The following is a 13,690-nucleotide window of genomic DNA, read 5'->3' as shown; positions in this document are numbered from 1 at the left end:
CCTAGAGGTCATGAGACAAATGAAGTCCAAAGTCGCACCTAGTAATACTCATCTTGCCCAGAAACCGGCAATTTTCATATCAATAACTTCCTTTACCTTCACCCACCTCGATAACACAATGCCGAGATACCAAGGGGTAGATATGAAAAAACGTTTTTATGATCACATCAAAAATCTCTCAAGCTAAATCACGGTTCGACTGAAATAATTAACGGAAATAAACAGGAACACAACGTGGAGAAAAAACAAATTAGGCAGGTGGCATGGTAGAGCTCAGCAACGCAGCACTGGAACTTGCACAGAATTTGAAAGCCCATGCCGCACGCGGCGAGTTAAACGTGCCCATGTTGCCAGCGGTTGCCTCAAGAGTAATTCAAATTACCCAAGATGCGACCTCCACCGCTGACGAATTGGCGGAATTGATTCAAAGTGACCAAGCATTGGCGATGCACGTGATGCGCATTGCCAACTCCGCTGCTTATTCCCCGAATATTACCCTGGTCTCTTTTCAACAAGCCATTACTCGCTTGGGCATGAATCTCATCAGCGAGATTGCCCTTGCGGCATCGGTCAGTGGAAAAATGTTTAAAGCTGCCGGATTTGAAAAAGACATCGACCATATTTGGAAACATGCCTTAGGTACCGCACTGTGGTCTAAAGAAATCGCTAAAAGCTGCAAACGCGATGTTGAAGCCACCTTTTTATGTGGGCTCTTACACTCGATTGGCACTCCCGTAAGCCTTCAATTACTGTGCGACATTAATACTGAGAGCAGCATTACTCACGATGAAATACTAAACTTATCTCAAAAATTCAGCCGCGCTATGGGTAAACGTGTGGCCATTGCTTGGGACATGCCTGAAATTGTTGGAGAGGTAATCGCCTTTACTAACCTTTGGCCAGAAGCACCCACTGCAAAAGACCAAACGGCCGCCGTCAGTGCAGGCGCATTGCTTTCACGCTGGCAGATTACCCAGCAGATTTCTGAAGAAGAGCTGCTTCAATCCGATGCATTAGCATTTTTAAATTTTTATGAAGACGATATTCACGCCTTACTGGAACACTCGAGTATCGTACACAATACGCTGGAAGCCATGACGGTATGACGTACCCAGATACACCCCAAACAAACACACCTGAATCTAACCCAGTACCTGTTATTTTAGAGCACGATCAAGAGAACCCGCTCCAGGAGATGACAGAAGTTGATATTGCCGTCATAGGCAGTGGCCCTGCCGGGCAATCTGCCGCTTTACACGCTGCATTTTCGGGAAAGCGTGTAGCCCTCATTGAACGCGCCAAGTATTTTGGAGGAACCAGTGAAGTTTTTGGCTCTATAGCGAGCCGACGTTTATACCAAAATGTACTCCAAAAAGTGACTTCTGCCAGCCTAATCCCAGCTTGCCTTGCAGCTCGTCCGGGAGAAACCGAAATGCGCGCACTAATTAACATGGAAGAAGTATTAGAGAGTGAACACGAACGCGTACTGCAACGTTTAACTCACACGAATTTACTTCGCATCCATGGACATGCGCGTTTCAAAGACAATAATACATTGAGCATTTCACGGATACAGCAACCTCCTCTTACGCTCAAAGCACAGCAAATTATTTTAGCTTGTGGTGCTCATGCTGTAGATCAAAACCCCAAAAACCATATTGTTAAAGATCAACCCTCTACGAATGAAAATAGATGGGTCATTGACCACGAGCACTGTTTCGATCACGAATCTTTTTTATCTATTCTGTATTTACCGAAAAAATTAGTGATTGTTGGCAATAACATCAAGGCATGTGAAACTGCTTCAGTTTTACAAACATTAGGGGTTTCAGTCACCTTAATTAGTCACAGCCTGGCTCCCATGCCAGATCAATCGAAAGAGTTACAAGATCAGTTTCTATCGCACTTTTTATCTCAAAATGGATATTGGATTCCCGAAAATCAAGTAACTCGAATCTACTGGGAGTCGGTGGGGAATACCTTTTGTGAACTCAGCGATGGAACCTTAATCGAGACCGAAAAAGTCTTCATCTTTGAGCAGACAATACCGAACACCCAAGCATTAAATGTCGAAGATACAGATCTCAAAATGGACGACAATAATACGGTGAGACTAGCAACAACCTATCAAACACAGGTTGATAATATTTACGCCATCGGGCGCTTGACCGACATAAATTGCTCCCCGGAAGAAGCAAGCGTCCAGGGCAGAGAAGTGATAGACACGATATTGCAAGCATCAACCTTACCCCTTTCAAAACAACAACAGGGCAAGCCAAATCATTGGATTCCAACACGTTTTTATGGATTTCCAGAGATGGCCTACGTCGGGGAAATAGCTCCCTACGTGTTACCTCAACGCCCCACAACTCATATCGAAGAATCGTATGATGACGCCTTACTAGACGCCCCCCAAATAAACAACTCCCAAGTAAACAACTCAATAGTCATTGGACGTAGCCAGCTCTATCGAACTTTAGAACAGCAAGCGGTTTGGAACAACATGGGCATCATGTCCGCCACAGGCACACTGAGCTTATTTGCCGATACAGAAACAGACGCTATTATTGGTGCCTTTATTATTGGCACCGGCGCGTGTGAATTGATTGAGATTGCCCGAATGGCACTGACTCATCATTACACCTTGGAAGACTTTATCCACAGCCCCATGAGCTCCAGCACCGATACCTACGCGTACACCGCTGCTGCGCTTAACATCCTTCAACAAAAGGGGTGTTAAATTGATAAAGAAAATGAAACTCTCAATACGCGAAGGCGTCAGCATTGATGCAATTAATACCAGTAAAAGCTTTTTTGCAATGCGTGCGGTATTGGTTAGCCTACTTCTTTTTTTACCCGTTAACGCCGTTATTTGTTTAACGCAGTTTGAGAGAAAAACCTCCATTTCCACTCTAGACCTATGGATTGAGAGCTGCATTATTTTACAAGTCAGCGCCATTTTGGCGATGGTGCAACGCCTTCAATACAATGCTCGTGCGTATTTTCAATTGTCTTTGGCATTTTCATTATTACTCATTTCTATGTTGACCGACCTCATGGACGAGTTAACGGAGCTCAATGATTTATACGCCCTATTTGCGGAAAACATTACCTTTATTTCTGCACTGGTTCTTTTACTCACGGGCTTTTACACATGGCAAACCCATTATGACCTCCTTGTAAAAACCCTAGAAGAAGAATCCACAATTGATCCACTCACCAAAACCTTCAACCGCCGGTACATGGATTCATTGATCGAAAGTTATTTAACACATCCCCCTAGAGGGACCTGTGATATGTCGTTAATGGTTATCGATTTAGACAACTTTAAGCGCGTCAATGATACCTACGGTCACCACATTGGTGATATTGTTTTACAGGTCACCGCTGAGGTCATTAATGAACAAACGGGTGAGAATGATAAGCTGGCCCGCATGGGGGGAGAAGAGTTTGAAGTGGTGATGTTCAATACGGATGAAGAGAACGCCGTCGCCCTTGCCGAAAGCATTGGCAAACGTTTATCGGAGACGACCATTCCTCCCGTAGGAAAAGTCACAGCCAGTATTGGTATAGCCACTTATCGCAATGATGAAACGTTAGTCGAGCTCCGTCAAAGAGCCGATTCCGCCATGTACCGAGCCAAAGCCTTGGGGAAAAACCGGGTTGAAATTGCCGATGACAGACCTAATTTCAACGAACCCATAACGCCATTTGATCCAAACAAAGATGATTTTTCCTAGTTTTAACAACGGAAATCCTACATAACAATAGCACTAAATAACTATTCTAAAGTCACTGGAATTTGATGCAGTCCCCCTCCATTAACAAGAACACCTTGCTTGATGAAGGGGGTCAAAAGTCAGCTTCCGCCTTTCAAGAGTGATTTTAAGCCTTCAATTTTTTCCTTATCTTTATCGCTAAGCTTCTCCTTAAGTTTTTCTTTTAAAGCGTCTTCTGCTTTGCCGCCCACTTCTTCTTCAATTCGTTTTGCTACGGTATCTTGCGCTTTTTTCACAACAGGCTTAAGCAGAGTCTCGGCCAATTCCGTTGCTGTCAAACCTTGTTCTGCACTGCCAATATTGGCCAATGTAATTTTCGGCAGTTTCAGGGCATAGTCTCCCAGCTGCTCTGATTTAAGAGCAATATTGCCATTCGTAAAAGAAAACTTATTTACCGCAAATTGTAATGGCTGACCATCGTCACCTGCACTGGGGTTTGATTGTGATTCAGACTTAGACGCTGTACTTCCTTTGCCCATTTTTTTGATGTTATCCATTAACGCGCCAAGGTTGGTGTCTTTAAGGTTTTTGTGTTCCGCCAATAACTGCGCACCGTCTATCGTAATTTCTTTTATGACAATGACATCACTCTGCACAGACTGAGGATCGATAGCAAAAACCACTTTTCCCATTTCAAAGACATTATTGTCAGAGTACCCTTCCGGGTTGGCGATACTCAACCCATTCAATTCACCACGCCCTTCCAGTAATTCAATATCGGCCCCATCCAATAATACCGACGTGTTTGTTACCGTAGGACCGGCCTGTTCGACCGCCATTTCAACAATGTCGTTTATTTTAGATAGACCAAAAAAGGCCAGTCCAACCACCCCCGCAATCACCAATACACCTAAAACCAATAACACTTTAACGACTTTCATACTGTCTCCAACCTCAATGAATAAGATAGTTCCGTAGTGATCAACACCTTAAATCATTTGATCTTTTAGGTTAAGCAGTGAATATCTCACTAAACCAGCTGCTGATAAGCGTTAGACAAACGTTCATCGTATTGATTTTGAGCATAGCTTGGACCATTGTAAGCTCTGGCAAACGACGCCCAATCTTTCGACTTAATGGCCTGGTGCATAGCGGTATTGGATTGAATAAAACGGACAAACGCCATTAAATGATGTCGTTCATCCAAAAACATATCCGTTACCAACGCATCCACATCATCGTACCCAGCAAGGTGATGATTAAACCCCATCAATTGATAGCGACCATAAGAAGCCGACTTTAGGGCTGCAGAACGATCCAGCTGAACCGCTTCCTGTAAACGTAAATACTCTCGTTCACCCCCAAAGTACAATGACCGATCCCACTGTTTACTGGAAATAGAAGGGTGACTCTCGTTGTAGCGGCCTTCGGTAAATTTTGAAAAATGATGAGCTTCAAAAAGCAAGACCGGAGCACCGTTATCGAAAAAGCCTTTTCCAGAGGACTCCACATCAGAGACGGCTTTCACCGCAGCCACTTCACAAGATAAGGTGTGTGCGGCAGCGATGAAATCTTTATCTGATAGCCCTTGTTTTGGCACAATGCGTGGCACGAATATCCACGGCAAGATATTTTTTTCTTGTTTTTCCAATGCCGAGTGGATGGCTTTGTGAGTGTTTTTCCCTGGATCAATACGACCATCTGGACGTGCTGTTTTTAGTACCACTTGTTGAAACTGACCAATGGCTTGAATGGTCTTTGAGTTGTCTGGATTCGACCCAACGCTGCCATCCACCAAGAGTTGTTTTTCAAGCCCAATCACTTTTGACAAGGTATTCAGCGCCAACTGAACCTGCTTAACATCCTCTTTCTGATTGACGCCTCCAGCCCCAACAGAGGCCTGTATCTTGAGCGCTTCCATAGTTCTCTCCCATGAATCGTTTTAATGAACAAACCCAATATCGCCCCTCTAAAAACCAGTATGAAACAAGGGACTAAAACCGTTTTTGTATACGACATTTCTCCATGACTGATGAAAAATAATCAACCCATATACTCCAGACGTACTCCTACGCAATAGGTTAATTCTTAAGATACCCATAGCTTAGAAAGGTTTCCCGAGACAAGAAAGTACCCTTCATGAACAGAATAACAGCGGAGTATTAACCCTTGATGAGCTTCGATTATACTTAGCATAAGAAAACGACTTCGTAAGAAACCATGAAGCAGGAAAACCGCTCAGCCGGAAGCCCTCTTTTTTAAAACAATGAGATATTGCCTTGGCCAAACATGATTACGTCTTCGGTTTACATGCCGTACAGACTTTACTGAAAACTGCCCCACACCGAGTTGTTGAACTGCGTGTCTTAAAAGACAGAAAAGATCAGCGTTTACAAAAAATAATAAATGCCGCCAACAACGCCAATATCCCCATACAGGGATTACACCGTTCTGCACTGGATAAATTGGTGGATGGAAATCATCAAGGTGTCGTCGCCATTGCCCAACCCGGTGAAACTTATTCCGAACATCATTTGCAGCATATTTTAGACAATGACAACCTCACGCCTTTTTTCCTTGTATTGGACGGGGTGACAGACCCTCATAACCTTGGCGCTTGTCTTCGTACTGCTGAAGCAGCAGGTGTGCATGCGGTTATTGCCCCTAAAGATAATTCTGCCAGCTTAAATGCTGTTGCTCGAAAAATCGCCTGCGGCGCAGCCGATATTGTGCCCTATGTATTGGTGACGAATTTGGCGCGCACCCTTAAAGACTTGCAAGAGGCGGGAGTTTGGATAATCGGTACTGCAGGTGAGGCAACAACGGAGCTGTACGATGCCGATTTAAAAGGACCGATCGCATTGGTGATGGGCGCCGAAGGTAAAGGTATGCGCCGACTAACACGAGAATATTGCGACCACCTTGTGAAGCTCACCATGGCGGGCGAAGTCAGCAGCCTCAATGTATCTGTAGCCACCGGGATTGCTCTGTTTGAAGCCGTTAGGCAACGTCGAGAAGCGGAATAAAACCGACCCCATCGACTTGATAAAAAATGTTCGATGAGTAATACCTCAAAAAAGGTATTACTCAAAAAAATATGCCGCTCAAATAAAGGTACGAGTCCAATAAACGAACGACTCAAATAAAAGTACTAGCCGTTATGAAAAGGTATTAAAGAATATCTACATATAAAGAATGAGATTCAGGAATAGGGAATGGAAATATTCAATGTTTCCTTAACCTGCTCCATGACCACGTAACTGGTCGATTCTTGAACTCCCGGTAACGTCAGTAAGGTTTCTCCCAAAAAAATTCGATACGCATGCATATCGGGAACTCGCGCCTTGATCAGATAATCAAAATTTCCCGAGACCAAATAACACTCCTGCACTGGCTCTAAGGCCATGGCTGCATGTTTAAACTCTTCAAAGATGTCTTGTGACGTCCTGGTTAGGCGAATCTGTACGAACACAACTAGCCCCGCATCCAGATAATCGGGGTTTAATATAGCCGTATAGCCTTGTATGACGCCGTCCCGTTCTAACCGTTTTACCCGCTCTAAACACGGGCTGGTGGTCAAGCCAACCCGACGTGCCAATTCGGCGTAAGTAATCCGGCCATCTCTTTGCAATTCACGCAATATATTGGCATCGATACGACTCAAAGACTTCTTTATTTGCATACCTTTCCCCCTTTACTCTCCCGCTCTTTACACACTCTACTTTTTACGTACTCTACTTTTTACGTACTCTACTTTTTACGTACTCTGACTCTTTACGTGCTCTAACTCTCTAACTTCAAGGCGCTCCCGATTAAGGGGCTTGCTTTTTTAAGCACTGAACAGTCAACGTCATTCTGTCATTTTACCTATATTCAGCAAATCATTCTGTTTTTGACGTCTATTTACTGAATAAACATAAAAAGTACTGTCGCAACCTCAGTAAGATTCTCCTCATCAAAAGCAGCTCATCACGACTGCGAAATATTCACAACACAACACTCCTAACTCAAATATTGTATGAGCTAGGCAAGAGCGGAGATTTAGACAATGCTCATTGGCGTACCTAAAGAAATCAAGAATCATGAATACCGTATCGGGCTCACCCCTGCTGGTGTGAAAGAGTTGGTGGAGAACGGTCATCAAGTCATGATTCAACATGATGGAGGCACCGCCATTGGACTCACTAATGAGCAATACCTTGAAGCTGGCGCTGAGATTGTCGATTCAGCGGAAGAGATCTTTGCTCGGGCAGAGATGATCATCAAAGTCAAAGAGCCTCAGCCTGTAGAATGCGCCATGCTTCGTGAAGGGCAGTTGCTGTTTACCTACCTGCATTTGGCACCAGACCCAGAACAAACCAAACTTCTGTTGGAATCCGGCGTAAGCGCCATCGCTTATGAAACCATTACCGATGCACAGGGCGGATTACCACTGCTTGCCCCTATGTCAGAAGTAGCGGGACGCTTATCCATTCAAGAAGGTGCGCACAGCCTTGAAAAAGCCCAAGGTGGTAGTGGTGTGCTTCTCGGTGGTGTACCAGGTGTTGCCCCCGGAAAAGTCTGTGTCATTGGTGGTGGCGTCGTCGGTATCAATGCCGCGCGCATTGCGATGGGCATGGGCGCCGATGTCACTATTCTGGATCGTTCTTTGGGCCGGTTGAAGCAGTTAGATGATCTCTATGGCCCACAATTGAAAACACTTTTCAGCACTAAAGACGCCATTGAAGAGCAGTTGAAAACCTGTGACCTAGTGATTGGAGCCGTATTAATTCCGGGTGCCGCTGCGCCAAAGTTAGTTACCCGAGACATGCTGAGCTTAATGAAACCGGGGTCGGTACTGGTAGATGTCGCCATTGATCAAGGCGGCTGTTTTGAAACCAGCCAACCCACCACGCATCAAGAACCCACTTATGTTATTGATGGCGTTGTCCATTACTGTGTCGCCAATATGCCTGGTGCCGTTGCCCGCACCTCAACCTTTGCCTTAACCAATGCCACACTGCCTTTTGCGGTCAGCTTGGCCAATCAAGGTTTAGAAGCACTAATGAAAAATGAACACCTGCGTAACGGATTAAATGTGCACAAAGGGCAAGTGACCTGTAAAGCAGTAGCAGAGGCGCTAAATTATGACTTTGTCACCGCAGAAGAGGTGCTGAATATTCAGTAAGCGCATTTTGGTAAACACCTATTTCTTTACAGAAACTTAAAGCGTGCCTTCATAAAAGAATCAAAAACCCCAACGCCACTCAAGGATGATGGCCCTTTGGTTTAATCGGAGCATACTAAACAGTAGACTCCTCCTAATAATTTTACTGAGTGCTTTTTACCCCAAAGCCATTGAGTATTTTCTCCGAATTAAACCTTCTCAAGCTCCCCAGCTTTGTTGGGGAGCTTTTGAATATCAAAGTAATCACCCACCTCTTTTCGTAAACAACCGTTTCTTTTCAAAGATTCATGCCCTTAAAAACGCCCGACTAAGACTGTCTACTTGATGTCAGTATTTCGGTGTATAAGAATGCAGCTTCTAAACGGCCATGATACTTGCCATTAATATTCAATAAATTTAACAATAACGACCCTCGCTTATGACACACACGACCGCCATCTATGTAACGTTTATTTTCTATTTGTTCGGCATGCTCGCGATTGGGTTATGGGCTTATCGAAAAACGGAAAACCTCTCTGATTTTATTCTAGGCGGACGACGCTTAGGCCCTTGGCCTATTGCGATGTCTGCCGCTGCTTCCGACATGTCTGGCTGGTTGCTATTAGGGTTGCCTGGTTACGCCTATTTAGAGGGTTTTAATGCGGCTTGGCTAGCACTGGGGTTGTTTCTGGGAACCTGGGCAAACTGGCATTGGGTTGCACCCAAGCTGCGAGAACAATCTCAGCGTTTAGACGATGCCTTAACCCTTCCCGAATTTTTTGCCAATCGTTTTAACAATCACCAAGGTTTACGAATTATTTCAGCCATTGTGATTTTGATCTTTTTTATTTTTTACACCAGCTCAGGCTTAGTGGCCGGGGGAAAACTATTCCAAGAAGTCTTTGGCTTTAATTACCAATGGGCCGTGGTCATTGGCACGATAGCTGTCGTTTCTTACACATTATTTGGTGGTTTTTTGGCCGTTGCCTGGACGGATCTGGTACAAGGCTTACTGATGATAGCCGCTTTAATCGTTGTACCACTGACCCTCATGAATGTTCTTGGTGACTCTCCTTGGGAAGTGCTCAACCAACACAATCCCACCTTAGCTAACCCATTAATCAATAACGACGGCAGCCACATCGGCTTTATTGCCACACTTTCCTTACTGGCCTGGGGACTCGGTTATTTTGGCCAACCACACATTCTTTCACGCTTCAAAGCCATCCATTCTGTGGATGCCATTAAGCCTGCCAAACAAATCGCCGTTAGCTGGACGGCGCTGTCGTTAATCGCCGCATTATGTGTTGGTATTTACGGACTGGGGTATTTATCTACGCCACTGGAAGATTCTGAAACCGTATTCATGGTGTTAGTCCAAGCACTGTTTCATCCGGTCGTTGCTGGAGTATTATTGGCCGCCATTATGGCAGCCATCATGTCAACGGCCGATTCACAATTGCTAGTCGCATCCTCTGCCCTAACGGAAGATATTTATTATCGATGGATAAAACGCTCCGATACCCAAATCAATCATAAACACTTGATGGTTGTCAGCCGCCTTGCCGTTGTCAGTATTGCGTTAATCGCCATGATGCTGGCACTGGAACCAGACAGTAAAGTTCTCGGGCTTGTTGCTTACGCATGGGCAGGGTTTGGAGCCGCCTTTGGCCCTGCTTTATTGTTCACTTTATACTGGCCTGGTATTACCAGCAAAGGCACCTTAGCGGGCATTATTACCGGTGGTGTGACGGTATTAATCTGGAAGCAGTTAAAAGGTGGAGTGTTTGACCTTTATGAAATTGTACCGGGTATTGTGCTGGCCTCAGTAATAATCGTTATCGTGTCGCTGTTCTCTCAAAAAAATGCACACAGAGCATCAACAAACCTTAAGAAAAATGGCGAAAAAAGTCGATATTAAGAATACATGTCGACAGAACGTAAAAAAGCCTCGTGATGAGGCTTTTTTAAAAATGTATCGACTACTGTAGAAATATTATATAGCAACCAATTTTTTCGCTAACATCGTGCCTTTTCGTGTCAATTTTATGCCCACCGATTTCGGCTTGGTTCCACCTTCTTCTCTCTGAGGAGGTAAGGAGCAAGCCACTAATACGTCTACATTACGTTCATAAAGCATACGCTCTAATGCTCGGCGCTTGACGGGTGCAAGCTTCGTAATATCACTCAGATAACTTGGCCCATTTTCATGAAGGTAAGCCAGCAACCACAAGCAAGACAGCGGCATATTGTTGGTTGCTAAAAATTTCAACTGCTCAGAAGTCATAATGTACAGCCCCACGATACGAATATTATCGCTCAATCAACCGTTCCTAGCTGTAAAGAAACACGATGAAAAGCGATGTTTATAGTTTTGACATGAACACCAATTTTAATCAAAAACAAAATTTCGAACGGGGGAGGGTTTCACACTGTGGGAAGATTTGTGGCACTTTTTTATGAAGTAATTTTTTTAAAAACATTTGATAAACGCCTTATCAAAAGAAAATTAAACTAATAATACCACTGGTCAGTAGAAACGTGCTTTTATTGAAAGCACAGTCTTTATAAAACATATATAACGCCAAAATTCAGATAAGCACGCCAAAATCAGCTATTTTTTCTCTCAACAGAGAGACAATCACAAAAGTATGAATAAAAAGTAAATAAAATATGAATAAAAACAAAACTGAGCATTACCCATGTATTATTAACATGTATTATTAAAATCACTCACCTCCCTATTTTACTTATCTAACCAAAACCTGAGTATTCGGCTAATTAACATCCGAACCTGAGCCATCATCGCCATTAAAAAACCTACCCCAACCAGAATCAATCCCAGTAACAATACCCATTCCTGTGATAAAGAAGGCTCCATTTTAAATGCCGCATAAACTAACACCAACCCCAAAAAAAAGAGAACAGCACCCCATTTAAATTGTTTAAAAATGACCGATGATGTAGCTAAATAATGATCTTTAAGAAACCGCTTACCTTTTTCAAACTTCGCCATAACTCTACAGTGAACTTACCCCTTCCAACGTTGTGCCGCTAAGGTATCGCTGGTTTTTGCATCAACCCAACAATCACCGCTGGCTCGACGCTCTTTCTTCCAAAAAGGGGCTTGTGTTTTTAAATAATCCATAATGAAGTGGGAAGCCTCAAAAGCCGCTTGACGATGTTCACTGCAAACCCCCACGAAAACAATTTGGTCTTTTGGCTGCAATTCTCCTACTCGATGCACAACCGACACAGCACACAATGACCATCGCTCTCTTGCCAAAGCGACAATTGACTTCAACGACGACTCTGTCATGCCCGGATAATATTCAAGGAAAATTCCAGAGACAGTTTCACGATCAACGTTTTCATCGCTATGAAAATCTCTGACCAAACCAGTAAAGGTCACAATTGCTCCCCCCTGACCAGAATAACTGCGAAGCTGGTCGTACAACTGCGTGTGAGAAAAGTCTTCTTCTTGAACCACAATAATATCATCACTCATTGATCAGCCCCCCGTTACCGGTGGAAACAATGCGACCTCATCGCCATCATGAATGACCGTATTGGATTCGACCATGGTTTGATTAATTGCAATCAGCAACGAAGCATCGCTATTCAATATATCTCCCCATTGTGCATTTTGACTCGATAAATGTTTTACCAACACCTCAACAGAGGTCTCATGGGAAATGGCCGTCAACTGGTCGATTGATACCGCTAATTCAGACACGCCCAATTTGTCGCGCAAACTGGCAAAAAAAAGTACTTTTATCATACAAAGCTCATAAAAATTTGATGCTATCCACCTGATACACTGATCTGTTGAGAACACTGGCTAGGCTAAAACACTGGGTTATAAAAAAAAGTGGGCTATTCAAAAACCGAGGTATACTCAGAATCAGCCCTGCAATTTCGAAATGTGCTGTCTGTATTTGCTCATGCTTGGTGCAGACCGTCTACCTCTATTCGCGCCAATACACACTTTTCAATGACAATTCACATCAAGCCAAAACTCAAGTCGAGTACGAATGTTGTTTTAACACTCTAGATTTGCCTACCACAAAGACCCGACATATTGCGCCACGCCTTGGCTCCAACACCGATTAAGTGAAAATATCAGGTCATTTGTCCTCTGAATACCAGTCACCCGATTGACCGCCTGATTTACTCAACACCCTGGTATCTGTGATAGTCATCGTTTTATCCACAGCCTTGCACATATCAAATAAAGTCAAAGCCGCAACCGACACCGCCGTTAAGGCTTCCATTTCCACTCCGGTTTGGGAAGAGATTCGACATGTTGCAAAAATAACAACCTGTTTACGATCCAGATCTGGTTGAAGCTCAACAGAGACCGAAGTCAGCATCAAAGGGTGACATAGCGGAATCAAATCAGGTGTTTTCTTCGCTGCCTGAATACCCGCTATGCGCGCGACAGCCAAGACATCCCCTTTCTTATGACCACCCTCAAGAATCATCTGTAACGTCTCCTCCTGCATGGTGATCACGGCCTGCGCCCGAGCCTCACGCAACGTCACCGACTTATGACTCACATCAACCATATGAGCCTCGCCCTTTGCATTAATATGCGTTAGTTCTTTCATAAACTTACTCCGTAAGACTTCTTCTCAGTAATGACCATATTGCCTAACTATGACAAATAAAAAATAATCGTATAGCTTGAACAGTTGAAATATTTTGAGTAAATACGATACTTTAATACAATAGAGTGGTAATAACGCGATAAATTGCCTTTTTAAATCAGTGAAAACTTGCGTTTAATAGTCAATAAGCATTAATATGCGCGCGATTTAATCTT

14 protein-coding genes are annotated in these 13,690 nt (G+C 43.8%); 6 read left to right on the top strand and 8 right to left on the bottom strand.

Annotated elements, in window-relative coordinates; genetic code table 11:
• Positions 1-263: 263 nt before the first annotated feature.
• Genes LU351_RS12865 through LU351_RS12855 form a run of 3 tightly spaced genes read left to right on the top strand, consistent with a single transcriptional unit; the run spans position 264 to position 3,740 of the window.
• A complete protein-coding gene (locus tag LU351_RS12865) occupies positions 264-1,106 on the top strand; it encodes an HDOD domain-containing protein (protein WP_232594488.1) in 843 nt (280 codons plus the stop codon).
• The gene (locus LU351_RS12860) at positions 1,103-2,740 is read left to right on the top strand and encodes an FAD-dependent oxidoreductase (RefSeq protein ID WP_232594487.1); all 1,638 of its coding nucleotides are present in this window, start codon (positions 1,103-1,105) and stop codon (positions 2,738-2,740) included. The genes LU351_RS12865 and LU351_RS12860 overlap by 4 nt, the downstream gene beginning before the upstream one ends.
• 13 nt (positions 2,741-2,753) lie before the next feature.
• A complete protein-coding gene (locus tag LU351_RS12855) occupies positions 2,754-3,740 on the top strand; it encodes a GGDEF domain-containing protein (protein WP_232594486.1) in 987 nt (328 codons plus the stop codon).
• Between the two features lie 119 nt (positions 3,741-3,859).
• Here the strand turns inward: LU351_RS12855 and LU351_RS12850 are convergent, their stop codons facing one another.
• Both LU351_RS12850 and LU351_RS12845 read right to left on the bottom strand, forming a co-directional pair.
• Positions 3,860-4,660: an AsmA family protein gene (locus LU351_RS12850; protein ID WP_232594485.1), complete on the bottom strand. Its 801-nt coding sequence runs from the start codon at positions 4,658-4,660 to the stop codon at positions 3,860-3,862.
• An 89-nt stretch (positions 4,661-4,749) separates the two neighbouring features.
• Positions 4,750-5,640 (bottom strand): N-acetylmuramidase family protein, encoded by an 891-nt coding sequence (locus LU351_RS12845; RefSeq protein WP_232594484.1) that lies wholly within the window; start codon positions 5,638-5,640, stop codon positions 4,750-4,752.
• A 358-nt stretch (positions 5,641-5,998) separates the two neighbouring features.
• Between LU351_RS12845 and rlmB the strand changes: the two genes are divergently transcribed.
• Entirely contained in the window at positions 5,999-6,745 is a 747-nt protein-coding gene (rlmB, locus tag LU351_RS12840) for a 23S rRNA (guanosine(2251)-2'-O)-methyltransferase RlmB (protein ID WP_232594483.1), read from the top strand.
• A 176-nt stretch (positions 6,746-6,921) separates the two neighbouring features.
• Here the strand turns inward: rlmB and LU351_RS12835 are convergent, their stop codons facing one another.
• Positions 6,922-7,401, bottom strand: a complete 480-nt coding sequence (locus LU351_RS12835; protein WP_232594482.1) for an Lrp/AsnC ligand binding domain-containing protein — start codon at positions 7,399-7,401, stop codon at positions 6,922-6,924.
• 366 nt (positions 7,402-7,767) lie between these two features.
• Here LU351_RS12835 and ald point away from each other — a divergent pair, with 366 nt between their 5' ends.
• Positions 7,768-8,886, top strand: a complete 1,119-nt coding sequence (ald, locus tag LU351_RS12830) for an alanine dehydrogenase (RefSeq protein WP_232594481.1) — start codon at positions 7,768-7,770, stop codon at positions 8,884-8,886.
• Positions 8,887-9,304: 418 nt separating this feature from the next.
• Positions 9,305-10,786 (top strand): sodium/proline symporter PutP, encoded by a 1,482-nt coding sequence (gene putP / locus LU351_RS12825; RefSeq protein WP_232594480.1) that lies wholly within the window; start codon positions 9,305-9,307, stop codon positions 10,784-10,786.
• Between the two features lie 75 nt (positions 10,787-10,861).
• Here the strand turns inward: putP and LU351_RS12820 are convergent, their stop codons facing one another.
• The 5 genes from LU351_RS12820 to moaC form a co-directional block, all read right to left on the bottom strand.
• A complete protein-coding gene (locus tag LU351_RS12820; RefSeq protein WP_232594479.1) occupies positions 10,862-11,188 on the bottom strand; it encodes a hypothetical protein in 327 nt (108 codons plus the stop codon).
• A 423-nt stretch (positions 11,189-11,611) separates the two neighbouring features.
• Positions 11,612-11,881, bottom strand: coding sequence for a hypothetical protein (locus tag LU351_RS12815; protein ID WP_232594478.1), 270 nt, complete (start codon positions 11,879-11,881; stop codon positions 11,612-11,614).
• Positions 11,882-11,896: 15 nt separating this feature from the next.
• Positions 11,897-12,361 carry a molybdopterin synthase catalytic subunit MoaE gene (gene moaE, locus LU351_RS12810; RefSeq protein ID WP_416053956.1) on the bottom strand — a complete coding sequence of 155 codons (465 nt, stop codon included), beginning with the start codon at positions 12,359-12,361 and terminating at the stop codon, positions 11,897-11,899.
• A gap of 15 nt (positions 12,362-12,376) precedes the next feature.
• Positions 12,377-12,646 carry a molybdopterin converting factor subunit 1 gene (gene moaD / locus LU351_RS12805; RefSeq protein WP_232594476.1) on the bottom strand — a complete coding sequence of 90 codons (270 nt, stop codon included), beginning with the start codon at positions 12,644-12,646 and terminating at the stop codon, positions 12,377-12,379.
• Between the two features lie 346 nt (positions 12,647-12,992).
• Complete coding sequence (moaC, locus tag LU351_RS12800; RefSeq protein WP_232594475.1) at positions 12,993-13,475, bottom strand: cyclic pyranopterin monophosphate synthase MoaC; 483 nt, start codon at positions 13,473-13,475, stop codon at positions 12,993-12,995.
• Positions 13,476-13,690 lie beyond the last annotated feature (215 nt).

The sequence above is a fragment of the Marinibactrum halimedae genome, assembly GCF_021234875.1.
GTDB lineage: Bacteria > Pseudomonadota > Gammaproteobacteria > Pseudomonadales > Cellvibrionaceae > Marinibactrum > Marinibactrum halimedae.
This window is presented reverse-complemented; position numbering and strand designations above follow the sequence as displayed.